Annotated in this window: 23 protein-coding genes and 1 pseudogene; 10 read left to right on the forward strand and 14 right to left on the reverse strand. The window is 57.3% G+C overall.

Annotated features, from left to right (window positions below):
* Window positions 1–102: 102 nt before the first annotated feature.
* Together amaB and HNQ81_RS08120 are read right to left on the reverse strand one after the other, a co-directional pair.
* The gene (gene amaB / locus HNQ81_RS08115) at window positions 103–1,650 is read right to left on the reverse strand and encodes an L-piperidine-6-carboxylate dehydrogenase (RefSeq protein ID WP_183350233.1); all 1,548 of its coding nucleotides are present in this window, start codon (window positions 1,648–1,650) and stop codon (window positions 103–105) included.
* A 288-nt stretch (window positions 1,651–1,938) separates the two neighbouring features.
* The gene (locus tag HNQ81_RS08120; protein ID WP_183350173.1) at window positions 1,939–2,808 is read right to left on the reverse strand and encodes a DUF72 domain-containing protein; all 870 of its coding nucleotides are present in this window, start codon (window positions 2,806–2,808) and stop codon (window positions 1,939–1,941) included.
* A gap of 408 nt (window positions 2,809–3,216) precedes the next feature.
* On the opposite strand from HNQ81_RS08120, the gene HNQ81_RS08125 reads away from it, so the two are divergent.
* Complete coding sequence (locus HNQ81_RS08125; protein ID WP_183350175.1) at window positions 3,217–5,106, forward strand: bifunctional acetyl-CoA hydrolase/transferase family protein/GNAT family N-acetyltransferase; 1,890 nt, start codon at window positions 3,217–3,219, stop codon at window positions 5,104–5,106.
* Between the two features lie 36 nt (window positions 5,107–5,142).
* Here HNQ81_RS08125 and HNQ81_RS08130 read toward each other — a convergent pair whose 3' ends face one another.
* The 6 genes from HNQ81_RS08130 to HNQ81_RS08155 all read right to left on the reverse strand — a co-directional run bounded on the left by HNQ81_RS08130 (window position 5,143) and on the right by HNQ81_RS08155 (window position 14,136).
* On the reverse strand, window positions 5,143–5,931 hold the full coding sequence (locus tag HNQ81_RS08130; protein WP_205240231.1) for an endonuclease/exonuclease/phosphatase family protein: 789 nt from the start codon (window positions 5,929–5,931) through the stop codon (window positions 5,143–5,145).
* 20 nt (window positions 5,932–5,951) lie between these two features.
* Window positions 5,952–7,148 carry a glycoside hydrolase family 5 protein gene (locus HNQ81_RS08135; protein WP_183350179.1) on the reverse strand — a complete coding sequence of 399 codons (1,197 nt, stop codon included), beginning with the start codon at window positions 7,146–7,148 and terminating at the stop codon, window positions 5,952–5,954.
* A 24-nt stretch (window positions 7,149–7,172) separates the two neighbouring features.
* Window positions 7,173–8,861 carry an ABC transporter ATP-binding protein/permease gene (locus tag HNQ81_RS08140; RefSeq protein WP_183350181.1) on the reverse strand — a complete coding sequence of 563 codons (1,689 nt, stop codon included), beginning with the start codon at window positions 8,859–8,861 and terminating at the stop codon, window positions 7,173–7,175.
* Window positions 8,862–8,907: 46 nt separating this feature from the next.
* The gene (locus tag HNQ81_RS08145; protein WP_183350183.1) at window positions 8,908–10,221 is read right to left on the reverse strand and encodes a glycoside hydrolase family 1 protein; all 1,314 of its coding nucleotides are present in this window, start codon (window positions 10,219–10,221) and stop codon (window positions 8,908–8,910) included.
* Window positions 10,222–11,055: 834 nt separating this feature from the next.
* Window positions 11,056–13,170, reverse strand: a complete 2,115-nt coding sequence (locus tag HNQ81_RS08150) for a SulP family inorganic anion transporter (protein ID WP_183350186.1) — start codon at window positions 13,168–13,170, stop codon at window positions 11,056–11,058.
* A gap of 114 nt (window positions 13,171–13,284) precedes the next feature.
* On the reverse strand, window positions 13,285–14,136 hold the full coding sequence (locus tag HNQ81_RS08155) for a universal stress protein (RefSeq protein ID WP_183350188.1): 852 nt from the start codon (window positions 14,134–14,136) through the stop codon (window positions 13,285–13,287).
* Between the two features lie 99 nt (window positions 14,137–14,235).
* Here HNQ81_RS08155 and tnpA point away from each other — a divergent pair, with 99 nt between their 5' ends.
* Entirely contained in the window at window positions 14,236–14,367 is a 132-nt protein-coding gene (gene tnpA / locus HNQ81_RS18265) for an IS66 family insertion sequence element accessory protein TnpA (protein ID WP_435051624.1), read from the forward strand.
* Window positions 14,316–14,654, forward strand: a complete 339-nt coding sequence (locus HNQ81_RS08160; RefSeq protein WP_183350190.1) for a glycosyltransferase family protein — start codon at window positions 14,316–14,318, stop codon at window positions 14,652–14,654. The genes tnpA and HNQ81_RS08160 overlap by 52 nt, the downstream gene beginning before the upstream one ends.
* 90 nt (window positions 14,655–14,744) lie before the next feature.
* On the opposite strand, the gene HNQ81_RS08165 is transcribed toward HNQ81_RS08160, so the two are convergent.
* The 3 genes from HNQ81_RS08165 to HNQ81_RS08175 form a co-directional block, all read right to left on the reverse strand.
* Window positions 14,745–14,981, reverse strand: coding sequence for a hypothetical protein (locus HNQ81_RS08165; RefSeq protein ID WP_183350193.1), 237 nt, complete (start codon window positions 14,979–14,981; stop codon window positions 14,745–14,747).
* 72 nt (window positions 14,982–15,053) lie between these two features.
* Window positions 15,054–15,647, reverse strand: a complete 594-nt coding sequence (locus HNQ81_RS08170; protein ID WP_183350195.1) for a hypothetical protein — start codon at window positions 15,645–15,647, stop codon at window positions 15,054–15,056.
* Window positions 15,648–15,813: 166 nt separating this feature from the next.
* The gene (locus HNQ81_RS08175; RefSeq protein WP_205240230.1) at window positions 15,814–16,524 is read right to left on the reverse strand and encodes an SDR family NAD(P)-dependent oxidoreductase; all 711 of its coding nucleotides are present in this window, start codon (window positions 16,522–16,524) and stop codon (window positions 15,814–15,816) included.
* A 236-nt stretch (window positions 16,525–16,760) separates the two neighbouring features.
* On the opposite strand from HNQ81_RS08175, the gene HNQ81_RS08180 reads away from it, so the two are divergent.
* The 3 genes and pseudogenes from HNQ81_RS08180 to HNQ81_RS08190 all read left to right on the forward strand — a co-directional run bounded on the left by HNQ81_RS08180 (window position 16,761) and on the right by HNQ81_RS08190 (window position 19,268).
* Window positions 16,761–17,993, forward strand: coding sequence for a hypothetical protein (locus HNQ81_RS08180; protein WP_183350197.1), 1,233 nt, complete (start codon window positions 16,761–16,763; stop codon window positions 17,991–17,993).
* A 409-nt stretch (window positions 17,994–18,402) separates the two neighbouring features.
* A pseudogene (locus tag HNQ81_RS18105) lies at window positions 18,403–18,633 on the forward strand (substrate-binding domain-containing protein); the annotation flags it as partial.
* 254 nt (window positions 18,634–18,887) lie between these two features.
* On the forward strand, window positions 18,888–19,268 hold the full coding sequence (locus HNQ81_RS08190; protein WP_183350199.1) for a hypothetical protein: 381 nt from the start codon (window positions 18,888–18,890) through the stop codon (window positions 19,266–19,268).
* A 181-nt stretch (window positions 19,269–19,449) separates the two neighbouring features.
* Here HNQ81_RS08190 and HNQ81_RS08195 read toward each other — a convergent pair whose 3' ends face one another.
* From HNQ81_RS08195 to istA, 3 genes are read right to left on the reverse strand one after another with little or no spacing between them, the layout of a single operon-like run.
* On the reverse strand, window positions 19,450–19,704 hold the full coding sequence (locus HNQ81_RS08195) for a hypothetical protein (protein WP_183350202.1): 255 nt from the start codon (window positions 19,702–19,704) through the stop codon (window positions 19,450–19,452).
* Between the two features lie 2 nt (window positions 19,705–19,706).
* Window positions 19,707–20,474: an IS21-like element helper ATPase IstB gene (gene istB / locus HNQ81_RS08200; protein WP_240191712.1), complete on the reverse strand. Its 768-nt coding sequence runs from the start codon at window positions 20,472–20,474 to the stop codon at window positions 19,707–19,709.
* Window positions 20,471–21,964 carry an IS21 family transposase gene (gene istA / locus HNQ81_RS08205; RefSeq protein ID WP_183350204.1) on the reverse strand — a complete coding sequence of 498 codons (1,494 nt, stop codon included), beginning with the start codon at window positions 21,962–21,964 and terminating at the stop codon, window positions 20,471–20,473. Before istA ends, istB begins: the two co-directional genes overlap by 4 nt.
* A gap of 165 nt (window positions 21,965–22,129) precedes the next feature.
* On the opposite strand from istA, the gene HNQ81_RS08210 reads away from it, so the two are divergent.
* From HNQ81_RS08210 to HNQ81_RS08225, 4 genes are all read left to right on the forward strand, one after another.
* A complete protein-coding gene (locus HNQ81_RS08210) occupies window positions 22,130–22,603 on the forward strand; it encodes a hypothetical protein (protein WP_183350206.1) in 474 nt (157 codons plus the stop codon).
* 92 nt (window positions 22,604–22,695) lie between these two features.
* Window positions 22,696–23,658 (forward strand): tungstate ABC transporter substrate-binding protein WtpA, encoded by a 963-nt coding sequence (gene wtpA, locus HNQ81_RS08215; protein ID WP_183350208.1) that lies wholly within the window; start codon window positions 22,696–22,698, stop codon window positions 23,656–23,658.
* 13 nt (window positions 23,659–23,671) lie between these two features.
* Window positions 23,672–24,457 carry an ABC transporter permease gene (locus tag HNQ81_RS08220; RefSeq protein ID WP_183350210.1) on the forward strand — a complete coding sequence of 262 codons (786 nt, stop codon included), beginning with the start codon at window positions 23,672–23,674 and terminating at the stop codon, window positions 24,455–24,457.
* On the forward strand, window positions 24,454–25,491 hold the full coding sequence (locus HNQ81_RS08225) for an ABC transporter ATP-binding protein (RefSeq protein WP_183350212.1): 1,038 nt from the start codon (window positions 24,454–24,456) through the stop codon (window positions 25,489–25,491). Before HNQ81_RS08220 ends, HNQ81_RS08225 begins: the two co-directional genes overlap by 4 nt.
* Window positions 25,492–25,789 lie beyond the last annotated feature (298 nt).

The following is a 25,789-nucleotide window of genomic DNA, read 5'->3' on the forward strand; positions in this document are numbered from 1 at the left end:
ACGGTTTCGGCGCCTGTATCCATAATAGTCGATGCATCACGACTCCGACACCATACCATGATCCCGGCAGGAGAAACATGGCGGAAGAATGGACGGTCGAAATCACTCTCGGTCGCGCTCCAACTCGAAGCGGATCCCCTGGGCCAGCGGCAGGGCCGTGCCGTGGTTGATGGTGTTGGTCTGCCGCCGCATGTAGCCCTTCCAGGCATCCGAGCCCGATTCCCGGCCGCCGCCGGTCTCCTTCTCGCCGCCGAAGGCCCCGCCGATTTCCGCCCCCGACGTGCCGATATTGACGTTGGCGATGCCGCAGTCGGAACCGGCCGCCGCCAGGAAGATCTCGGCCTCCCGCAGGTTGTCGGTGAAGATCGCCGACGACAGCCCCTGGGGCACGGCGTTGTGGAGCGCGATGGCGTTGTCGACCGCGCCGGAATACTTGATGACATAGAGGATCGGAGCAAACGTTTCCTGCTGGACGATCGGGAAATCGTTGGCGGCCGTCGCCACCACCGGCTCGACGTAGCAGCCGGATTCGTAGCCGGGGCCGGCGAGCACCCGGCCGCCGCACAGGACCGAACCGCCTTGGGAGCGCAGGGTCTGCAGGGCGTCGAGATAGGCCGCCGCCGCCCGGCGGTCGATCAACGGCCCGACATGATTGCGCTCGTCGAGCGGCGACCCGATCCGCAGCGACCGATAGGCCTTGACCAGGGCCGCGGTGACCCGGTCGGCGATCGATTGATGGACGATCAGCCGCCGGGTGGTGGTACAGCGCTGGCCGGCGGTGCCCACCGCCGAGAAGACGATCGCCGGCACCGCCAGCTCGAGATTGGCGTGCGGCGTCACGATGATGGCGTTGTTGCCGCCGAGTTCGAGGATGGTGCGGCCGAGCCGGGCGGCGACGGTGGCGGCGACCCGCCGCCCCGCCCGGGTCGAGCCGGTGAACGAGATCAGGGGAACATGGCGATCGTGCAGCAGCAGTTCGCCGATCGTCCCGCCGCGGCCGATGACGAGGTTGAACAGCCCTTCCGGCAGGTCGTTGGCGGCGACGACTTCGGCGAGGATGTGCTGGACGGCGATGGCGGTGAGCGGCGTTCTCGACGACGGCTTCCACAGGCAGGTGTCGCCGCAGATCGCCGCCAGCATCGCATTCCAGGCCCAGACCGCCACCGGGAAATTGAAGGCGGTGACGATGCCGACGACCCCCAGGGGATGGTACTGTTCGTAGAGCCGATGCTCGGGCCGCTCCGAGGCCATCGTCACCCCGTAGAGCTGGCGCGACTGGCCGACGGCGAAGTCGCAGATGTCGATCATCTCCTGCACCTCGCCCAGCCCTTCCTGCAGCGATTTGCCCATCTCCAGCGACACCAGGGTTCCCAGCGCCTGCTTCCTTGCCCGCAGCGCCTCGCCGATCCGGCGGACGATCTCGCCCCGCTTCGGTGCCGGCACCAGCCGCCAGCTGCGAAAGGCCTCCCTGGCGGCGGCGGCGCACTCGCGGTAGTCCTGTTCCGAGGCCAGATCCACCGCGGCCAGGCGGCGGCCATCGATCGGCGACACCACCTCCAGCACGTCGTGGCCCTCGCTCCGGAGCCACCGCGTTCCGGTGGAGGCCCCCTGGTTCTTCTCCCTGATTCCCAAAGTGTCGAGGATGTCCATGTCGTCCTCCCGGATTGCCGGCCACGCGACCGGCACATCGTTGTTGCTGCGACAACCGTCTTCCTGCCTCGGCGCGACAACAAGGGGTGCCATCACCCCCCGGCTGCCGGTTCACGCCGCCCCTGCGCCCGTCAAGGCGCGGTCCCTGTCTCCTGCCCTCCCCTGATACGGAAGCGCAGCTCCCTGAAATCCGGCGTCGGCGGCAGTGACCGGAGCGCCGCGAGCAACGCCGGCGAACAGTGTTTTCGAGTACATTTACCTCCTGTGCCACCAAGGGCGTACGGCTTGTCAGCCTTCCAGCAACGCCTCGATCTTCGCGATGGTCCTGGGGGCGGAACCTTCGTAGTGGTTGTTGACGTTGATGAGGATGTCGACGTTGCGCCGGCGCAGGTCGCGCGCCATTCTGGCCAGCTCGGCCAGCTCGCCGTCCTTCGGTTCGACGATCCGGTTCCAGGCGTTGCCGGTGCGCTCCTCCATATCCTTCCGGTTGCCGCCGTGCATCCGGATTATCACCGGGCTGGCCAGCTTCTCCCGGTGCTGCCAGTACACCCCGAAGATCGGCGGCATGTAATATCCCTGCAGGAAGACGTGGCCCAGGCCGTGTGCGGCGAGAAAATCGAAATACTCACTCCGCAGCCAGTTCGGATTGCGGATCTCGACGCAGTAGCGGAAACCCTCCGGCAGTCCCTGGCGGAAGACCTCGAACAGTTCGAGGAAATGGTGGAGGCTGGTCATCTTCTGCCGGCTGAGGTATTCGAACTGGAACATCAGCGGGCCGATATGCTCGCCCAGCGGCTCGATGGCCTGAAGAAAGCGGGCCATCAGGCCGGTGGAGAGGAAATGCGGATTGGGGACGAGAAGTGCACCCTTGCCCTTACTGTAATGATGGGTCAGGGTGATGCTATTCGGCACCTTGATGCTGAAGAGAAATCCCGGCGGCACCGAATCGGCGTACTCCCCCACGACGTCGGCCCGGGGCAGGACCGGCACGTCCTTGTCGAACAGCGACCAGAACCACTGGTCGACCTCGACGGTGGCGTAGCGGCGGCTGTACTGCGCCAGCAGGTTGCGGCCTTCCTGCCGGGAATAGACCAGCCCCTCCCAGGAATCGTATTTCCAGCTGCAGGTGCCGATTCTGATCAGATCTGTCCTGTCCATGGTGAAGACAATAAGCGGATTTTGAGGCGGGGGCAATGGAACAATGGCGGGATCGCCGCCGTTAGATATTTTCTTTACCCGACGCGACCATCCGGCCTTCTTGCGCGCCGATGCAGAGCGAATCCGAGAGGTCGCCGGTTTTATCTTCCGCGGCACCGATTACATGGTATTGTCGTCTATCGGGTCCGCGCCGCAGTCTGCATCCGAAAGCGGTAGCGACTGCAGCCCTGACGGCAGGTTGAACGGTGGCTGGGCGGGACCATGGAAGACGAGGGTAGCCCAGACTGGCGGTTGCAGACGGTGGTGGCGGACAGATTCTGCTTTCCTGCAGGTCTTGAGTGATTCCAATCGAGCAGGGCAAAAACCGGTATGATGCCATATCAACGGTTATGGGGAGGGTTGGAAAAAATGGCAAAGGACAAAGGATTCAAAGGCGAGATGGTTACGGCCGACGAGGCGATCTCGACCATCAGGAACGGCAGCCGGATCTTTATCGGTTCGGGCTGCGGCGAACCCCGGCATCTCATCCATAGCCTGGTGGGCCGACGGAATCTGCAGGACATCATGGTCTTCCAGATGCTGGCCCATACCCTGGCCGATTATCTTCATGATCAATCTTTCCTCGAGCGCTTTTCAATCAAACTCTTCTTTGTGCCGATTGCGATGCAGCAGGCGGCGTTCGAGGGCAAGGTCGATTACATCCCCATCTACCTTTCCCAGCTGCCGCAGCTGTTTCGCAACAAACAGATCGGCATCGACACGGTCCTTATCCAGATCAGCCCTCCCGACTCCTTCGGCATTGCCAGTCTCGGCGTCTCCGTCGATGTCACCCTGGAAGCGGTCAGAAACGCCAAGACGGTCATTGCCCAGGTCAACCCGCGGATGCCCCGGACCCATGGCGACGGATTTCTGCATATCGACGATATCGACTATCTCGTTCCCTTCGAGGAGGAACTGATCAGCATCGATCAGGAAACGGTCGACGAAGAAACGGCCGCCCGCATCGCCCAGTATGTCAAGGAGCTGGTCGATGACGGCAGCACCCTGCAGGTCGGCTACGGCCACATGCCCTATGCCCTGCTGCGCTATTTCGACGACAAGAACGACCTCGGCATCCACACCCACATGATCTCCGACGCCTTCATCCCGCTGATCAAACAGGGGATCATCACCAACAAGCAGAAAAATTTCATGACCGACCGGGCCGTGGCGACCTTCTGCATGGGGTCGAGGCTGGCCTATGATTACATCGACAACAACATCCAGTTCTATTTCGGCACGGCGGACTGGGTCAACACCCCGGGCATCATCGGCAAAAACGATAATTTTATCTCCATCAGTTCCGCCCTGGAGGTCGATCTGACCGGCCAGGTCTGCTCCGATTCGGTCGGCCGGCAATTTTTCAGCGGCACCGGCGACCAGGCCAACTTCATCCGCGGCGCCAATCTGTCGAAAGGCGGCTTTTCGATCATCGCCCTTCCCTCCACCGCCAAAGGCGGCCAGGTTTCCCGCATTGTCGCCAACCTCAGTGCCGGGGCCGGAGTGGCGACGCTCCGCGCCGATGTCAATTTTGTCGTCACCGAGTTCGGCATCGCCCAGCTCAAAGGCAAAAGCATCAGTCAGCGGGTCATCGAGCTGTGCCAGATCGCCCATCCCGATTTCCGCGAGAGCCTGGTGAAGGACGCCAAAAAGAACCATTACATCTTCCCCGATCAGCTGCCGCCGCTGGCCGAAGACCTCATCTTCATCGAGGGGTATAAAAGTCGAACACACCTGAAAAACGGCAAGACCATGCTGGTTCGCCCGCTTCTGCCGTCGGATGAGATCGCCTACCGCAATTTCTTTTATTCGCTGCAGGCAGAGACCATCTTTCTGCGTTTTTTCTATACGGTTAAAATCTTTTCCCGGAAAATGGCGCAGGAACACTGGGCCAGCATCGATTACCGCCGCAATATTTCACTGATCGGCATCGTCCAGAGCAGGGGCAATAAGGAGATCGTGGCGATCGGCAGCTACGCCAGAATGGATGACACGTGGGCCGAGGTCGCTTTTGTCGTTCGGGAGGATTTTCACAACCTCGGCATTGCCGGCTATATCTTGACGGAACTACAGAAAATCGCCTCGGCAAACGGCTACGAGGGCTTTTTTGCAACGACCCTGGCGAAAAATAAATCGATGCTCCATATCTTCCAGAAATTTTTTCCTGATGCCAGGATCACCGCCAAAGAGGGCGAGATCGAAATCTGGATGAAATTTCCGCAGCAACAACCGCCGATCGATACTGCGGAAGATTCCTGATCAGGAGGAGCCTTTCAATGATTGCCCCTCCGGACCTCATGCACCTCCCGTCTTCCAATCGAGGACGGCGGTTATCGGGTAATGGTCCGATGGGAACAGCTGCCCCGCGTGGGAACGGTCGATCCCTGCCTCCACCACGCGGAAATGACCGGAGACCAGGATCCAGTCGATGGGCGTCCGCTCCTCCTGCCGGCCGAAAGCATGAAAGGTCGCCTCATCCTCCCCCGGCGGACGGACCTGGCGAAAGGCATCGCTCAACATGGTGTCACCGGTCAGGAGGCGGTAGGCCTCCGAGTTTTTATCGGCATTGAAGTCGCCGGTAACGATGAGCGGGGTCTGTCGAAGGATCGACTCGAGCCATTGCCGCAGGCAGCGGGCGTTGCCGACGATCGCTGCCGGTTGATAATCGAAATGGGTGTTGACGTAGGTCAGCACGGCGCCGGTGGCGCGGCAGGCCAGCCTGGCCCAGCTCACCGTTCGCGGATAGGCGCTGTCCCAGCTCCTGCTGCCGCACACCTCCGGAGTCTCGCTCAGCCAGAAGCAGCCGCGGTCGAGCAGCGCGAAGGCCGATCGGCGAAACAGCAGCGGGGCCATCTCCAGGGCCGTATCGCCGGGCCCCTGGCGATGGACGCCGTAGAAATGGTAGTCCGGCAGGCTCGAGCGGACGAAATCGGCCTGGTCGTCGTCGCGACACTCCTGGAGCCCGAGCAGATCGGGGCTGAAATCATGAATCCGGGCAAGGGCGAGATGCCGGCGGTGGTTCCAGTGATTGTCGCCGTCATTGGCGCGGCCGTAGCGGATGTTGAAGCTCATCACCTTGATCATGACAGGTCCCTCCCCCTCGATCATACCGTGAGATTCGCGGCCCGTTCCAGGGCCCGGCGCATCCCCGCGAACTGCTCCGGCCGGCTGAGGTCGGGAAAGAACCCCTGTTCCACGCAGTCTCGATAACACCACTCCGGGGTGGTCTCGGTGCGATAGGTCCAGAAGAACCAGCCGGCGTATTTCTCGAAGGTCAGCAGCTGGGCCGAGGCATAGCCGCGATAGGCCGCCGACATCTGAAACTCGTCCATCGCCTCCAGGGCATGGTTGAAGGGGCCCTCGGCCCAGAGGGAAACAACCTTGAGGTTCATCCCCAGACTCCATTCACCGCAATAGATCTGATAACCGGATGCGCGGATAATCTCGTCCGCCTCGGCGCGCCACTCCACGGCGGCCTTGCGGATATGGCCGAAAATATCGAGGTCGATGTCGTTCCGGACAAAGCACTGGTAGCGGTGGATATCGATGGCGACATTGGAGAACTCCGGCTCCTGCAGAAACCCGGCATACTCCCGGAAGGAGCGGAAGCCGTCATGGAACACCACCGTCACCCGCTCGGGCGGGCAATGACGGCGGATGCGGTGGTAGGCATCAGTCGTGTAGCGCTGCAGCAGCTCGGTGGGGACATCCCAGCGCGGCTCGTTGAGCACCTCGATGCCGTGCAGCGCCGGATGGTCGGCATAGCGCTGCGCCAGCCGCTCCACCACCTCCAGGGAGTGGTCGATATACTCCTCGCTGGTATGCCACTCGCAGATGCCCAGCATGCCGCCGTTGTCGAACCCGTTCTGACAGCCCGGGGCGGCATGGAGGTCGAGGACCACCCGCAGGCCGAACTCCCCGGCCCACTGAAAGACCTGATCGACGATCGCCAGCCCTCCCTCCACAAAGGGATAGCGCACCTCCTGGTAGCGGCGGTGGTAGGGGTAGTCCTTGCCGAACAACCAGTGGCCGACCGGCAGGCGCACCGCATTGATGCCGGCGCCGGCCAGCCAGGCGAAGTCGTCGCGGGTGATGAAGGTGTTCCAGTGGCGGTGGAGGCGCCGGGTGGCCTCGGCCTCGCCCAGCTCGACGCAATAGGAGGTTTCGTCGGTGGCCTTCAGCCCCGCGAACAGGCTGGGGGTGATCCATTTCTCCAGCACCAGCCAGCCGCCGAGATTGACGCCGCGCAGTTTGCCGCCGTCGAACCTGTCGCCGTTGTCATGCATCGTTGAGGTCGTCATAAGGGGGATCTCCAGAAAAAAGGATTACAGTTCCAGCCTGCGCCGGTGCAAAGCGGCGTTACTGGGCATGTGGGAAATCGTGAGCAGGGTGGCATCCGGGAGCTGGTCACAGATCAGCCGCATCATCTGCTCCTCGTCCTCGGGTTCCAGGGAGTCGAAGGCCTCCTGCAGAAAGATCCACTGGGGCCGATTGAGCAGCAGACGGACCATGCCCAGTCGCTGCATCTCCTGCCGTGAGAGGGTATGGGCCCACCTCTCGCTGTTGTCGAGTTTGTCGATCAGGTTGGTCAAGCCTGCCAAACGCATCGTCTCCAGGAGATCCTCTTCGGACAAAACCTGGTGGGATGACGGATAGCAGATGGCGTTGCGCAACGTGCCGGTGGGCAGATGCGGCCGGGGCGGCATGAAAAAGAGGCGGCTCCCTGCGGGGAGCTCGATAACGCCGCTGCCCCAGGGCCGGATCCCGGCGATGGCGCGGAACAGCTTGGCCCCGGTAAAGGGGTTGCCGCTGACCAGGACACGCTCGCCCTGGCCGATCTCCATATTGATGTTCTGCGCCACGACCGTCCCGTCGTATTTGACGAGGCTGAGATCGCGGAAGGCCAATACCGGGCGCTCGCCACGCTGCACCTTTATCACATGATCCGGCTTGGCAAGCTCCGCATCGAGATGACCCAATACCTTCAGCAGGTTCAAGATACGTTCCACCGAGGCACGCCACTCGGCGATCCCGCCGGCGTTGTTGACCGGCCAGGAGAGGGCGGAGGCCATGTGCTGGAAGGCCTGGGCCGATTGCATCAGCGTCCCCAGGGTGATGTTTCCCAGGATGTAGCGCGGGGAGGACACCAGGATCGGGAAGGCCATGGAGAACACGGAATAGCCGGTGGTGAACATCAGGATGTTGCGCCAGGCCCTGGTCTGGGCGTTCCAGATCAGCCGTATTGTGTGGAACAGTTCCCGAAACTGGCGCCGCTCGTAGGGCTCGCCCCGGATCAAGGCGATGGCCTGGCTGTTTTCCCGCGCCTCCAGCAGACTGGCACGGAAATTGGCCTCCGCCGACTGCCGCTGATTGGTGGCGCCGGTCAGGGGCCGGCTTACCTGCCAGCCGAGCCAGGAAGCGGTCGCCGCGTACACGATCGCGATCCAGACCAGATGCCCATGGATGGGGAGCCGGGCAAATCCCAGGTCGAGGATCACCACCCCCGACAGCGACCACAGCACCTTGGTGAAGCCGACCAGCATCAGGATGCTGTAAAACAGCGAGTGGGCCATACCGACCGCCGACTCGGTGGCGATGCGGCAGTCCTCGGCGATGCGGCCGTCCGGGTTGTCGTGCTCGCCCGGCAGATGCGAGATCAGATAGTGGGCGCCGTCCTTCATCCAGCGGGTGAAGACATGTTCGGTCATCCAGTCGCGCCAGGAGATCATCAGGTTGCGCTTGACGAACAGATGCGAGCCGGTCAGGACGATGCCGCAGACGAAGAGGATCGCCAGCTTGCCGATCTGGGTCATGAGATCGGCCATGGAGTGCTGCTCCAGGGCGTTGAACAGGCCCGCGCTCCACCGGTTGAGCAACACCGCCATGACCATCTGCAGCATGGTCAGTACCGCCAGGAGAAGAGCGGCGCCCCGAATCGTCCGCTTCTGCTCCGAACACCAGAACTGCTTGGCCAGGCGAAGGAATTGGACCAGAAAATGGCGGGAGTCAGGCATTGGGAATCACGCACTCCAGGTTGAAAGAACGCCGGGCAATGGCGGGTTACACCGTTTGTGGCGACAGGGTGGGCAAGGCCTCCAGATACCGCCGGGCCGTCTCTCCGCTGAAGCCATTGTTCTCTATGACCTCCCGGTAAAAAAAGGCGCTGGGCTTCGGCGTGCGGCGGAAGGTCCGGAAGTCGACCGCTACCAGGCCGAAACGGGGGATGAAGGTGGTCCACTCGTAATTGTCCATCAGCGACCAGTAGAAGTAGCCGCGCACATCCACCCCGCGCTCCATCGCCTCATGGAGCGCCGAGAGGTGCAGCGCCAGGTAGACGATGCGGAAGCGGTCATCGTCGGCGGCGCAGCCGTTCTCGGTGATGTAGACCGGATAGTCGCGCAGCCGCTCCAGGTTGGCGATCAACCCCTCGGGATACATCTCCTCCAGGTAGAAATGCATCGGAATCATCCGCAACTGCTTGTGGCGGAAGCGGGGACCGTCGAGCCGGGCGAGGCGGGCGTCGACCATGTGGCGGGTATAGTAATTGATTGCCCAGCAATCGAGGGCGCCCTTGACCTCGGGGGCGTATTCGGCATCGACGCCCGGATAGACGAGCTCCCCGGTGCGCAGGGCGTGGAAGAAAAACTCGTTGGTGGTGAAATCGGCGAAATCGGCCATGCGCCGGTCCAGGGTGTCGTGGAACCGGCGCGGAAACCAGTGGATGAAGGCATGGGCACTGCTCACCGGGGCGGCCGAGTACTGCTTGATCAGATGGTATCCCAGGGCATGGGCGCGCAGCATGTTGAACTTGAGGGGCGCGATCGCCGGCCCCGCCGTGAGTCCACCCAGCTGGTTGAACTCGTTGATGACGGTCCAGCCGCTGACGAAGGGAGTGATCTTGGGCAGGAGAAAGGTGAGGTAGCGCTCGAAATAACGGCGGTTGTCGGCCTTGCCGAAGCCCCCCAGCTGGTCGAACCAGCGGGGATGGGTGAAGTGATGCAGGGTGACGAAGACCCGGATGCCCTTCTGCACCAGGCGTTCGAGGAGATCGAGGTAATGGGCCGCCGCGGTGTGGTCCCACTGCCCCTCCAGGGGTTCGATCCGGCTCCATTCGATCGACATCCGATAGGCCTGGTGGCCCAGGGCGGCAATCAGATCCACGTCCTCCCGATACAGGCGATAGTGATCACAGGCCTTGCCGGAGGGGGCGCGTACCGTGCGCTCCGGGTCTGCCGCGTAAAACTCCGGCGCCTGCTCCTTGTGCCACGCCTGGGAGTGGGTGTTGTCGCCCTCGATCTGATGGCCGGCGGTGGCGCTGCCCCACAGGAAACCGTCGGGAAAACGGATCAGCGGCAGACTGAAAATATCGTACATACTCGCGCCCCTTGGAGGATCTTTACAAACCGAAGCTGTGGTCGAAGGCTGCGGAAGCAGCCATCTCCGCCGCCCTTCCACCACCGACGGCACCTTGATAAACTGGTATATAAAACCGCCGTTCCAGTCAATAACCTTTTGAGAGTGAAGAAAAAATACGCGCCGCACAGAGGGCGTTCACGGGCGGGGGCGAAGGGCCAGACAAACCGGCGGCCTCCGACGAGCTCACTCCGGCAGTTGTCCCAACTCCGGCCGACCGATATCTGGCTGGAATACCTGTTGCGCCAGGAGGAGTATGGCCACTGACCATCCCCTCCCCAGGCAGTGGTGCTCTGCTGCTGAAGATTTGACTAAAGTTTGTGGCGGGATGGCGTTGAACCGAAAACCCTGTAACGTGGTTGCTCGGATTGATTGGAATCGTGACCGGTCAGAGACTGGCGCGCCGATCAACTCGACCATTATCAACGAGCATTTCGGAATTGCCCCCAGGGTCGCCCTGTCCGGCGGAGTCGACCAGCCCTTCCCAGTAATCGTATTTCCAGCTACAGGTACCGCTTCTGATTAGATCTGTACTGTCCATGCTTAGGACTCTGAGGTCGCAGTAGACGGTCGCAGCAGACACCGGCAATGGTCTATATTCTGTATTTCCCTACCATCTGCCCAGCTCCGTTCCTCTAAACGAACTGTCTTCGCTATGCCCGCCAGAAATGGCGGAAGGTGGACAATTGACACCGGGGCTCCGGAAACGACATGCGACTTGCGGCTGCGGTATCCAAGGGAATCATGAAAGTTACCGAGAATCGGTATTCATTTTGTCAGCAGAGTTATATGGTTTCACAGATGGAAGAACGGAGTGTCATCTTTCGCCTCTTCACCCAGACGCTGAGAGATGGCAGTAAGCGCCTGATCTTCAGTAGCAAAGATGTTCTGTTCCCCAATAAGGTTGTAGAGCTTGGTGGCGCGCATCACATCAAGAATCTGCTTCTTCAGCCCGGAAAAGACGAGTTCCACGCCCGACTCGCGTAGCTGCACTACCAGATGGTGGATCATCTCCTCACCGGAAGAATCGATATAGTTAATGGCGTCACCAACTATCAGAAGATATTTCGCCTTCTTGTGTTCCGCAACCGAAACCAGGACAGCATCCTCAAAGTGAGATATGTTGGCGAAATAGAGCGAGCCGTCAAATCGAATGGCGGTCACCAGCGACGAGGTTGTCAGGTTGGGATTGATCTTGATGTCCCGCAGGGTACCGTCATTGTGCCGACCGAGAACGGCAACACGTGGAGCCCTGCTACGGTAGAGATAAAGCCCGATGGACAGGGCGGTGCCGATCATGATGCCCTTGTCCAGATGAGGCGCGGCCAGCAGAGTGACAACGAAAGTGACCAGGGCCACGATGCCGTCGGGGCGGCTGGCTTTCCAGGTATGCTTCAGCGCCTGGGGAGTAACCAGGCCGGTGACCGCCAGCAGAATGATCACAGCCAGTACGGCCTTGGGCAGATGGTAGAGGAAGGGCGTGAGGAACAACAGGGTGGCGGCCACGAAAATCCCGTTGAACACCATGGCAAAGCCGGTCTTGGCGCCGGCCTGCAGGTTAATGGCCGAGCCGGTGAAGGAACCGCAGGCTGGATAGGCCTGGAATAAAGAGCCGCCGATGTTAGCCAGGCCCTGGCCGATCAGCTCCTGGTTGGGGTCGATGCGTTGTTTGTTCTTGCTGGCCATCGCCTTTGCCATGGAAATGGATTCCATGAAGGCCACCAGGGAGATGATCAGAGCCGCGGTCAGCAGTTGCAACACAGCATCGAGGCTGAAAGTGGGCAGGCGGAACGAGGGCAGACCGGAGGGGACTTTACCGACGACATCGCCACCACCGACGAGCTGGATTTCTCCATGTTCGATCTTCTTAATATGCCACTTGCGGCCATCGGTAACAATCTTGTCCGGTATATTATCTGCCAGATACAAGACTTCCGGCATATTTTCCCCGACCTTTGCTCGGACGAAATACAGCCGGCGAATTGTGTGCAGGTGTTTACTGTTTTCCACCTCTAAGGCATCTATATCGAGTTTCATCAGGTCAATCTGGTGCCGAAGGTCTGCCGCCAGCCGAGTGTCGTGCTTTTTCTCTGCCTGTCGTAACTGCCCGGCAAGGCTGGTTGCGGCTGCACTCAACTCTCCGATTCGCGTAGCGGCGTCATCGTAGGCAGCCACCAGTTCACGGGCAGCCGGCGTGACGATATCGCTGGCCAGCCCACTCGATTTGTGCTCGAACCCGATGATAAAACTGACCATTGTGGTGACGGCCACGGCGATGAGGACACTGGCTTTTGACAGCGCCGAAATCTTTTTCATGGCAAGCATCAGGATGAGACCAAAAATCGCCATGGCCAATGTGGGCAGGTGCGTCTGGGGCAGATATCGCAGCATTTCCCAGATGTCCTTCAGGAAAAAGTCGCTGCGTCCCTTTGGAATACCGAGGAGCATGTCAATCTGGGAAAGGCCTATGATGATGGCAGCGGCGTTCATGAAACCCAGGATAACAGGATGCGAGACGAAATTGACTATGCTGCCGAGTTTGACTACGCCAAGTATCAGCTGGATGAGTCCCACCAGCAAAGTAAGGAGCAGGGCCAAACCGATATATTCTTCACTATGAGGCAGAGCCAGTGGCGTGACGGCGGCGGCGGTCATCAGTGAGACAATGGCTACCGGCCCGGTGGCCAGCTGCCGCGACGACCCCCACAAGGCACCGAGAATGGCGGGGACAAAGGCGGTATACAGACCGTAATAGAGCGGCAGCCCGGATAGCTGGGCATAGGCCATGGCCTTCGGAACCAGCACCAGGGCCCCGGTTATGCCGGCGATCAAATCGCCCCGCAGAATGGTGGAGGAAACCGGAAACCACAGGAGAAAGGGAAAGAAACGCAACAACAACCTGTTCGACATGAGACAACCTACCAAAATCAATTGATGAAAGAGCTACCGGAACTCTTTGTGTCAGTCTACACCTCTCCTCCGACCCAAAACACGACCATGGGGTCGAAGGGGATGGGGCCCCCCTCAGCCTGTCACGACCAGTACCGCACAGTGGGCTTGACCGATAACTTTTTCGGTCACTCGCCCCATGAACATCTTGGCCATAAATGTCTTGCCCCGTCCCCCCATCAGGATCATGTCCACTTCTCGATCTCGCGCAGCCTGCACAATGAGTTCAGCTGGGTTGCCTACCTGTACCAGAGGTTCGCAGACTGCCCGCAGACCCTCCTGGCGGCACTGGGCGCAGACCTCGTTGACCATTGCACGGGCATCGGGTTGTCCTTCATCTTTTTTTACCACCGATATGACCGTCAACCGCTCCATGGTTGTACATGTTCGACTAAGGCTCAGGGCCTCCTGTGCCGCCATTCTGCTGTTGGGGGAACCATCCATGGCAAGCAGGACATGAGCGCCGGTGAGAAGGAAATCCTCTGGCACCACCAGAACGCGCGGGAAGCCCTGGCCGATGACCCTCGCAGTCATGCTCCCCACCAGTAAAGACAGGGGGCCGGTTTTGCCGTGCCGGCCCATGAGAATTGCGTCAGCATTACGTAAACGGGCCTGATCGACTATGGTCTTTTCCGGTTTGCTGGAGCCCACCACCACGACCTCAATCTCCACCCCGCTGTCCTGTGCCATTTTGCGAATCTGGTCGAGGTGGGGGTCCATCTCCTGCTGGCGCTGCATGACAGTCGAATTGGCAGCTTTGATCGATTCAGCCTCGGTATGCACGACATGCAGGACGACCACCCGGGCGTGGCAAGCCTGGCCAAAAAATATTGCCTCCTGAATAGCCCCATCACTGAAATGGGATCCATCGGTAGCCAGCAACAGGGTCTTGGCCTGGCCCAGAAGACTGGTAGAAAATCTTTCCATGGAGACTCCTTTTGATTTGAAGATGAATAGAGTCAAGATTAGCACCAGCGTACCACTTACACAAGCTGTCCAGGTACGGTTATCAGGGCAGGACCTTATATCGATGAATGGAAGCGATCCGGCCTGACCCGGCAGGACGGTTGCCGCAATAACGGTATCGCCTTGGCAACCTTCGGCTCATGGCGCCGCAAACTAAAGGCAAACGAATCAGAAAGGCCGCTGCCACCGTAGCGGAGTATCTGGTCTTTGTCGATGCCGACACCCGGATCGAGCCGGCGCTGCTGACCAGGGCACTTCACCTGCTTCGCGACGAACGCTGCTTCGGCGTCGGCGCCGTTGTCCGTTTCGAGGGCGAGACCAGTGCAGTCGGCCGCCTGGCCATCGATCTGAGCATAGATGAAGGCACGCCGACCTCTGTTCGGCTGTGGTTTGCGTCACCGTTAAACCCGCCGTCGATTCAACGGCCTAATCCGGACGGTAATTACATGATGATGTGGTCACCAGGAAAGCCTTTCTGACCTTGGGTCTGGCTGGCCTTCCGACTCTCTTGCTCCCCGCCGCCTTCCGCTAGTCGGATGAACCAAACAAGTCCCCTTTATGCCTTTTTTTCAGACGAGCGAATCGCTTTTCGACTGCGCATCCCCTGCTGCAGGGGGCGGGGCAGTTTCGGGCATGAATTTTTTCACAAAGTCGCTGATCGCTTCCTGTTGACTGGCAAGACTTTCTTCCATGACCTGACGATAGGTATGTTCATCGAGTGGAAGCTCGAGCTCGGCGCGTATGGCAGACAAAACGGGGATAACCGCCTGTCCGAGGCTGGTTGTATGGACAGCGCATTCGCGCATAAACTCCAGTTGTTTCGGGTAAAGGGCTCCAGTCAGTTCAGTGCGGCGCGACAGGCAGTCCTTGATTCGCAGCTATTCAAGCTCGAATTGTTCCTGCAGATTCTTCCAGCCCTGCTCATCGACTACGCCCTCGATGTTGTGCCGCTTGATCAGTTCCAGGATGTGATCCCGTGCTTTTCCGAGTTCGGCGATCTGGCCATCCAGGATGGCGATGGCATTCTTTTCTCTGAGCAGATCATACCTTCTGGCAAAAAGCATGAAATACAACGCGCCGAGCTTGCTGGTGAAACCAAGGAAAGCCTGCACTGTATCGATGCGGGCGATGACGTGCACCTTGGAAATTGCCGGGGCCTTTTCCGCATAAGCGCTGGTGATCTGGTCGTTTGAAAGGTCAAAGTTGGCCAGGCGGCCAATGGCTTCCATACCTGCGGCAACCGCTTCAGCGGCGGCAAGATAGACATCCTTCCGCAATGCCATTTCCCCGTCCCGTATCTTTTGCTTTCTCGCGTATTCGAACTGGGTGCGGAGCCGGCGGTCACTCGCCCGGTTCGCAATCGCCACGCCGGCGAGCGAGAAAAACGAGCCAATGACAACACCCCAGAAGGATGATGGTATCTGTTGAATAATAAGAAAAACGTCCTGAAAGAAATTCATGCTGAACAACATGACGTTTAACCTGACGCGCCCGGGCTTCCCGCGACCAGGTTTTTGGGATGCGACAGGCGGTGTGCCCGTCAGTAATAGGTCCCCTTGACTCGGTAGTTCTCCCGCCGTTCGACTGCCAGTTGGCGGGCGTATGTGTCGAATGCCGGACGGTCCTCAAAATACATCTTCACAAAATCGCGAATCTCCTGAGAAAGACTATATCAAAGGACTTCTTTGCCACCTCCGCGAGGATGTACTCAACCGCTTCCTGAACCGATACCGCGCCAGGCGGCGGAGCTGATTTGCCGAAGATAGCCGTCGCCACATTGCCGGGGCAGATGACGCTGAAAGAGATGCCCTCGACCTCCAACTCGTATCGCAGGGATTCAGTCATTTTCACCACGGCAGCCTTTGTGGCGACATACAACGCCTGATACGGCACCGGGACGAGTCCCGCGACGGAGGCGGTGTTCACTATATGTCCGAAACCCTGCTTCCGCATAAGTGGGAGAGCGGCATAGGTGCCATAGATCACCCCCATCTGATTCAGGTTCACTATGAACTGCCAGAGTTCAGCGGTGACCTGTTCCGTGGGAATTGTCATACCCATGCCCGCGTTGTTGAACACGAAATCAAGGTGCCCGTCATGGTTGGTGGCGCTGCTGATGAGCTTTTCCACCTGCTCCCGGTCCGTCACGTCGGTGGGCAGGGCAAACGCCTTCCCCGGAAAACGCTCATTGAGCACAGCGGCTTCCCGATTCAGGCTTTCCTCGTCCTTATCCGCCATATAGACAGCCATTGCCCCCCGTTCCAGGAGACCAGTGGCAATGCCGAGGCCTATGCCGGATGCGGCGCCTGTAACTGCTGCTACCTTGCCCTGGTAATACTCGTTCATCATGATAATCCTTTCACAATGTACCTTTCATGCCCGCTCCCCTGATAAGGAAATATACAAATCATGTATACCGACGAAGAAGAATTTGCTTTTATGTAATGATATGGGAAAGGGATTTAGCGAGTCAAGGTGATTCACAATATACGCAATTACGATCTGTTAACATTGATTTTGAATATTGCCGTAATTCTGAGAATTGATTGATGTCTAATAGCGGTATATTTCAGGAGGTGCATACAATGACGAACAACTGGCTTTTGCTTGATTCCAGGCTCCCGCTTGAGGTCGTTATTTTATTGATCTGCAGCATGTCGATGCTGATATTAGGGGCCCTCCTGTTTCCTGTGCATGCCGGGATCCTGCCATACTATGAAGGAGGGCTGTTTGGTCTGCTTCTGTTTGTATTTGCCCTGCAGACCATTACTCTTGGAAAAACGCCGTTTGGAGACACGGCCAGATCCTGGCTCGTGATTGCCGCAGGAACTGTAATCGCCGTGATAGGCATAGTTGCCTGCTTTATCCCGGATGCAATGGGAAGGGTTCCGCGAATGTTATTGATCAGCTTTTTCGGGATCGGGGGGATGTCGCTGCTTCTGCAACTCTTTCTTTCCAAGAGCAAATTCAGGATATGGCGCAGATACGGAGGAATCTTCCATCACCTGACCATCGCCTGCGCCCTCGTATACCTCTTCTCTATTGTGATGGCCGTGTTTCTCTCCAACACGGAATTTGCGACAACACCGCAGATCGCGTCAGCTGCCCTGATCTTTGGCCTTGCAATCCTGTATCTTGCGTGGGTTCTCCAGAAAATCTACAGCAACCAGCCAAGCCAGGGCGCCCTCCCCTGCCGGACAAAAGGAGGACTGCTTGCACCAGCTGATCTATCGATTGACAATATCCTGCTGCTGGTGCTTGGGTTGTTCATTCTGATTCTCGGGATTCTGCTGATTCCGGTGAATCTTGGGATGCTGCCCTTTTCCGGAAGCGCACAGCTTGGGTTGATGATGGTGATTTTTTCCGTTCAGATGATCGCCCTCGGCAACACGCCCATAGGTCCGTTCCGTCGGTCACGGCTGATAGTGATAACAGGGCTGGTCTTTGCAGCGCTTGGCATCACCTCATGCATCATCCCGGAAATTCTGGTTCCATCGCTCACAATGCTAATCGGATTCCTGAATCTCATCGGCGGAATTGCAGCAATCGTAAAAATCGTCACTCCGGCGCTGAAAGTACCTCAATCGCAATCAGCACCAGACAAAACCCAAACGCAGATTACCATGGCAACACTGACCATGAATATTCTCACGATCGCCTTTGGCGCATCAATGCTGATTCCGAATATCATACCAGGTTTGATCCTGGGAGCCGTGCTAACAGCAGACGGCTGCGTTCTGCTCTTTCTGGTCTCTCTTTTGGTAAAAATTGAACAGGGTTTCCGGGGCCAATTCTTCCCACGGCATTGCGAAAAGTAATTGCGTCCATCAGATGTTCACGGTTACGACGCTCCGCCTCAACATCGACACCAGTTCGTCAACGAGAACGGCGTCCCCATCTGAAGAGTGCCGTTCTTTTGACAATGATGAGCTTTCCTGCTCTAAAAAACTCAAAAATTTTTTACACATCTATCAGTGTCAACAATCGTTAGATTTTGTCATTTTTACGTAACCTGTTGACGTGCTTCTGATAACAGTTAATAAAAGGAGTGGATACGCTGGCTTGTTGTTTAAGCTGAAATCATAATTTTTTTCTCAGGGGGCGAACATCATGAACAGAAACCTTTGTTTCTCTTTTATGGATCGCCATTCTGGCTTTCGTTTCGACTGCAGCAGCTGAAGATCACTCTGCTGCGATTTATGAGAGGGCCGAAACAGTTTCTCTCTTACTACCGGCAGCCCCGGAGAACTCGGTTTACTCAAAGTTCTGGGCGAAGCCTTCGCTGATCAGAAAAATGTTCAGCACAAATGGGAAAAGGCTGGTTCCGGGGAGTCTTTGAAGTTTTTGAAAGAAAAACAAGTTGATATGATCATGGCTCACACTCCAGCCGCCGAAAAAAAGGCGATCGCAGAAGGATGGGCAGTAGTACCACCGAAACCAGCAAGGCCTGGATCTTGATCGTTACCCCCACCATTACCTCACCACCTCACCTCACATTAGGCGAGGGAAACAACGATTCCAGTTCGCCAAGAAAACATTGTTCACACGTCCATACACATCCCCTTTCGCCGGTGTCATTTGGGCCGGTTGAGCAGGGAGTACACCTTCACAATTTTACCAATCGGGAGGAGCATTATGATCAAATGTATTTCAAGTTTAAACGAAATTGCTATACCCAATAAGGCCGATATCAATTTCCAAGGAGGCAACGGGTGAAAAGAATTCTGTATTCAGTATTGGTCACGACTTTACTGATGTGTGTATCTCCAGTCTGGGCCGGTGATCCCACCTATATTCAGGGCAAGGATGTATTCATTGAGACAGGGCTTACCCAACCGGATCGCGTACCCACATGGTACGCACCGATGGTTGACGAGCCCTACGCGCCTGTTTTCGAGATTCTTGCAACAAGGGGCACTCAGGGAAGATACTACCCATACACCTATGCAGTGACGGTCAAAGACCTGGCAAAAATGCATGGACATGACTGCGAGGGACTTTCGCATGCGGCCGCTTGCTGCAAAGTCGCCATTGACATCCTTTTTCCTGACGGCATTATCGATCGCAGCGTGTTGTGGGGGATCACGGTGTGAATGACAACCGAAAATTGACCACCTGTGATTACCGAAATCTGACCACCCAGAGTTTATGAAAAAAGAGGGAGATGGGGGAGCACCCTGTGCAGTTGTTTCCGGGGGCAGGAGAAACGGAGGGAGCCGGAGGCGACTGGAGTTTCTCCTGCCCCCGGAAGCCCCCTCCGCTGCTGATGCTCTGTTACAACAAAGCCTGCTTATACAGTTTTCCTGCCATTTTTCGGTTGTAATTTATGCTCTTTCGTGTGACATCATAAATAATTACGGGATAATTCCATCCACCAAGAGTGATCAGCAAATTTCCTTCGAGATCGGTAATCATCCTGACACTTTCAGGATTCCTCGTTCCGTCAAACCATGTTGTAGTGCCTTCGTTATAATGGGCTGTTATCGTTTCCAATCGGCCCTTCTGTGGATTATATGCAATGACATCCATCTTCATTTTCCTTTCTTGACTTGTTGTCCTTTGAGGCTTTCTTTCAAACGAAAGCTGTCCCACAGACAGTTGATGATATGGGCTCTGTGGGTCAATCGATCGAGTAGGGCTGCCGTCATCACTTGATCGCCGAACACCTGGGTCCAGTCGGCAAAACCGAGATTCGTGGTAATGATCACCGACCCTTTCTCCTGGCGTTCGGCAAGCACCTGAAAGAGCAATTCCGCGCCTTCCTTGGAAAACGGGATGTAGCCGAGTTCATCGAGAATCAGCAAATCGTAACGAGCCTGCCGGCCAATGAGACGGCGAAGATCTTTCTCCTGACGGGCTTCGATAAGTTCGTTCACCAAACCATAGCAACTGACAAACCTGGTCCGGTAATTATTCCTGCAGGCCTCGATCCCGAGCGCAGTTGCCAGATGGGTCTTGCCTGTGCCGCTGCGACCAAGGAAAATAACATTGCGATGCCCTTTAATATACTCCCCTCCCGTCAACTCCCGTATTACCCGGATGTCGAGATCAGGAACGGCGGCAAAATCAAACCCTTCCAAGGTCTTCAGCAAAGGGAATTTCGCCTCTCGCACCCGGCGGTTGAGTCTGCTTTCCGCTCTGGCCTGGAGTTCGGCTGTCGTCAGATCCAGCAAAAACTCATCGTAGCCCGGGCCGCTCTCTTTGGCCTGGCGTATCTTGGCTTCCAGATCTCGAGCGGTGCTTGATAAGCTCAGTGCTTTCAGCGTTTCACGCAATTCGATACAGGTTGCATTCATCATTGCACACCTCCCAACACTCCATAAACGGTCACGTCAGGAGATGGCAGGCTCGGCCAATCGGCAAGCGGGGCAATGGTGGCTTTTGGCTCATTGGCGTATATCAGCAGATGCCGTACCCCCTCACTGCCGTAAAGGTTCTTTTCCAGGGCCAGTTCAACCGCAGCCTCCACGTCACCCGCCCTATATCGGCTGTACAGCATCAGCACGGTAATGAAATCCTTGATCCCTTTGGTTTCTCCCTGCATCCGGCAGAAACTCGCAAGCAATTGATGCAGCGACTGCGGCCAGTGTTCCCGCCATTGCCGAATCACTCGGGCACTGGAAAACGACATCGGACGTTGTTGAATCAGCTCCAGATAATGCTCCGGGGCAAGACTCCAGTTGTTGTTGGCAAACATGCGTTCGTGGACTGCCAGTCGTTTACCGCCGGAAAAAATCTCCACCCGGTCTACATGCGCGAGGATCTTCAGTCTGCGGCCTGCGTACTGCCATGGCACGGAGTATCGGTTCTTGTCTACCGTCACCGTCGCGTATTTATCGACCCGCGCCTCGTGCAACCGGATATTGCTGTAAGCCACTTCCGGCGTCTCAAGAAGATGACCTTTCTCGCCCTCGTAGAGTTCGGCAACACTCTCCGTGCGGCCGGCCATCTTATGCGATCCGTAGGCGAGGCAGTCACTGAGGAGTTTTTCGTTGAGTTCCTCAAGATTCTCGGCTTCCGGCACCGGGACCATATAGTTCCGCCGAGCAAAACCTACCAATCCCTCCACCCCACCTTTTTCGTTGCCGCTGTCAGGGTTGCAGAACCTTGCGGTAAAACTGTAATAGGCCTTGAATCTACCAAAGCTCTCCTGCTCAATACGCCTTTTACCTTGGAGAACCTTACGAACCGCCGTCGTTAAATTGTCGTAAATCAGCACCGGAAAGATCCCGGCGAAAAAATCGAAGGCTTTGATGTGGGCGTCAAAAAATGCCTGCTTACGCTCACAGGGATAGAATCGAACGAAGTGTTTTCCGGAAAACTTGCTCCGCATGCAGAAAAACTTCAACCGGACAGCTTCTCCTCCAAGAACCGCCTTCGCAGTGCCCCAATCAACCTCCGCTTCCTGGCCCGCATCAGGTTCGCATGGGATGAACACCTGGCTGGAAAGATCAAGACCCAACTCCATTTGCATCTCCCGCACAAACCGGCGGACGTTCGATTCACTCCCCTGGTAACCCTGTTCGACTCGTAATCGGTTGTATACTCGCCGGGCGGTATGGCGCTGCTTCCTCGGTTGTTCCTTGTCGTTTCTCAACCATTCTTCAATTATCGAACGATACGGACCTAGTACCGGAAACAGTTGCTGCTCACGTTCCTTGTAGCCCCACGGCTCACCTCGCAGAGCCTTTTTGATGGTGTTGCGCGAATGACCAGTTTGTCTGGCTAACTCGCTGATGTTCTTGCCGTAGACCCTATGGGCCGTCCTGAGGTATTCGTATTGATCCATTTCGAGCAACTCCTCACCTCCGCGTTGAATGTCAAAAAAATCAACATTCTAACCGAAAGTGCGTTGCTCTGGGTGGTCAGTTTTCGGTAATCACTACCCCACTTTCCTGGTCAATTTTAGGTTAGCACAACCATCACGGGGACCTCTCCTTGCTGGAGCGATGTCGTGGCCTTTCTTACCGGAGCCCGGATCCAGTACGGAAATCTTGGTTTCTTCAAAGAAAAAAAATACGGCCACGCGATCATTCTCTACCGGCAAGACACTGGTGTTGCTGTCCTCGCTACATGGAAGGAAGGGATCAACAACATCCCGGGAGAGCCGGTCGTGCTTCCAGGCAAAATCACCTGGACCCCCAAGGTGAGCGCCCAGGAAGTTCTGGAACTCAAAAAGGTGGTTAAGGACGCAGGAGGAAAACCTACCCCTTACCAGGTTGACCTGATGCGCTATCAACAATTTACGCATATTAACGACATATACAGTCGGCCCCTGGAGGAAAGCTACCAGACGAAAGTTGTTGAGAATTTCAAATGGGAAGAGTGGGTTGATTCGACCAAGACCGTTCAGAACCCCCACGTGCGGGCCGACATTCGCCTGAAGGATTACCCCTACAGGGGAGAACCTGTTGAAGGACCGAAATAAGGTATGGGAAAAGTTGGCGGTATTGTTCTAAACCCGTTCAAAACAGTGACAAAGAGGAGATATGTTATGCAGATGACGTTAGCGACAAAGATGTGGACATTTGTTTTATCCTGGGTTTCCTTGTCTTCATTGGGCAAACGAATGCCATGGCCGAGCCGAAAGGGACGGTTGTCATGTTCCATGCGGGTAGCTTGTCCATGCCCTTCGAGACCATGGAAAAGGCATTCGAAGCCATGTATCCGGGCGTGGACCTGCAACGCGAAGCCAGCGGCAGCCAGGCGGCGGCTCGCAAAGTCACCGACCTGAAGAAACCCTGCGATATCATCGCATCGGCTGACTTCAAGGTCATCGACAAGCTGCTCATCCCCACCTACGCCGACTGGAACATCCGGTTCGCCACCAACCAGCTCGTCCTCTGTTACACGGACAAGAGCAAGCATGCTGATACGATCACAGCGGACAACTGGTACGATATCCTCCAGACCAAGGGAGTCGTCTGGGGGCACTCCGACCCCAATGTCGATCCCTGCGGGTACCGCTCTCTGATGGTGCTCCAACTGGCTGAAAAATATTACAAAAAACCAGGTCTTTACAATATGATGCTGGCAAATCGTCCTGAGGCGAATATCCGGCCGAAATCGGTGGAACTGGTCTCTCTGCTCCAGACCGGCAACATGGATTACATATGGGAGTATCTTTCCGTAGCCGTGCAGCACGGACTCAAATATGTCGTGCTCCCTGACGAGATCAACCTGGGCGACTACCGGCATGACGACTTCTACTCCCAGGCCGTGGTCAAGGTCACGGGCAAAAAACCCGGTGAATTCATGGATATGAAAGGCGATTCGGTCACCTATGGAGTCACCCTGCTGAAAGACGCCCCGAACAAAGAGGCGGCCCTCGCGTTCCTCGCCTACATGCTCGATCCCAACGGCGGCCTTAAGATCCTCAAGGACCAGGGCCAGCCGCCGTTCATCCCCTGCCGGATACCCAGCGAAGCAATGCATTCAACACTGCCCACCGAACTGACCGGGCTGGTGGAAGTCAAGAACTGACGGGATGTCCGTGATGTCGAGGAGGGAGCCGTTCTACCTGATGTCGCTGTCCTGCGGTGTCGTCGTGCTGGCATTCATTCTTCTGCCGCTCGTCGAATTGCTGACGGCCCCCTCCCCGGCCATGCTCAGGGAAACACTCCAGGACAAGAATGTTTTCCTGGCAATCCGGCTGAGCATCTGTACTGCGGCTGCGGCGGCCGGCATCTCCTTTATCGTCGGAACACCGCTGGCCTATCTGCTCGCCCGTTCGCACTTCCGGGGCAAGCACCTCATCGAGGCCATCATCGACCTGCCGATCGTCATCCCCCATCCCGTTGTCGGTATCGCTATTCTCGGCGTTGCCGGGAAGAACCACTGGCTGGGGCAGATGCTTGCCGAACTCGGCATCAGGATCATGGGCAGCACCACCGGCATCATCACCGTGCTCACCTTCGTCGGTATACCATTCTACATAAACACCCTCAAATCTGGAATCGAGGCGGTTTCCCCCCGGCTGGAAAACGTCTCGCGAAGTCTCGGCGCCCCCATGTGGAGCACCTTTTTCCGGATTACCTTCCCGTTGGCCTGGCGCAGCGTCCTCGCCGGTTTGATCATGTGCTGCGCCAGGGCGATCAGCGAATTCGGCGCCGTGGTGGTCATCGCCTACCACCCGATGATCGCACCGGTTCTCATCTATGAACGCTACGAGGCTTACGGACTCAACTATTCCCAGCCGGTGGCGGTGTGGCTGGTCCTGGTGTGCTTGACGCTCTTTCTGCTCCTTAGAATCCTGACCTTACCGGGGAAAAAGGCGGCATGATCGAGATCAACGGGCTCGGGGTGGAACGTGGCGAATTCCGCCTGAAAGACATCAATCTAACCATCGACGACGGGGGATTCTTCGTCCTCATGGGCCCCACCGGTTCCGGCAAGACCGTCCTGTTGGAGGCCATGGCCGGCTTGGTACCGACCTCAGACGGCAATATTGCCATCGATGGTCGGGATATTACCCGCTTGCCGCCGGAGCGTCGGAGTATCGGCATCATGTACCAGGATTACGCCCTGTTCCCGCACCTGACGGTAGCCGGCAACATCACCTACGGATTGCGGTATCACCGGCACGACAAAAAAATCACGGACAAACGATTCAGGCAACTGGTGGACGACCTCGGCATCAGGCATCTGCTCAACCGTCGGCCGGGAACGCTGAGCGGCGGAGAAATGCAACGTACGGCATTGGCCCGCGCCTTGCTCGTGGAACCCCGGGTCATCATCCTCGATGAACCACTCTCAGCCCTCGACCAGCGCTTCCGTGAAGAGATCCGGCTGTTACTCAAACAGATCCACGCAACAACCGGCATCACCTTCTTCATGGTGACCCATGACTTTTCCGAAGCACTGACACTCGCCACCGGCGCGGCCATCATGAACAGCGGCACCATCGTCAGGACCGGGGCGATACGGGATATCTTCCAACGGCCGGGTTCGTCGTTCGTGGCCGATTTCGTCGGGATGAAAAACATCTTCCCAGCCACCTTCAGCGGCACGACGGCGACGCTGGGGTCCCTCCGCATCGAAATCCCCCATGCACACCATAAAGCCGGCGGCTATATCGCCATCAGGCCAGAAGACATCGTGATCAGCCTGAAGCCACTGGAATCAAGCATACGCAACTCATTTGCCGGCAGCATTAACGGTATTGTCGACCAGGGTTTTCTCTACGAAGTGTATATCTCCGTGAAGGACGCCACCTTCATCTCGCTGGTAACCAAGGGGTCAGCGGTCGATCTGGGCCTCGATATCGGCACGGCCATACAGGTCTGTTTCAAGACATCGGCCGTACATATCTTCTGACCCCATCCCAGGTGGAGAGGTCTTGGGAGACAAAGGAATTGATCTTTTGCCCAAGGCAAATGGGCCGATGCTGATGGTATGACGGGAACTGGCCGACCTCCCTGACTGGTCAGCCTGATGTTTTCCGACAGGTCCATTTGAGTTTCCAGGTTCAATGTCAATCGGCAGCGGTGAGCGCTGTTGAAAAATGCGGAGGTTGGAGATTAGCCCGCATTTCTCATCGAAACTCAATCCTGTCAAATTACAGCGGTCAATGGCCTGGAACTTCTTTGTTGGGATTTCAAACTACCGACTCAAT

Origin of the sequence: Desulfoprunum benzoelyticum (assembly GCF_014201505.1) — a bacterium.
Classification (GTDB): Bacteria; Desulfobacterota; Desulfobulbia; order Desulfobulbales; family Desulfocapsaceae; genus Desulfoprunum; species Desulfoprunum benzoelyticum.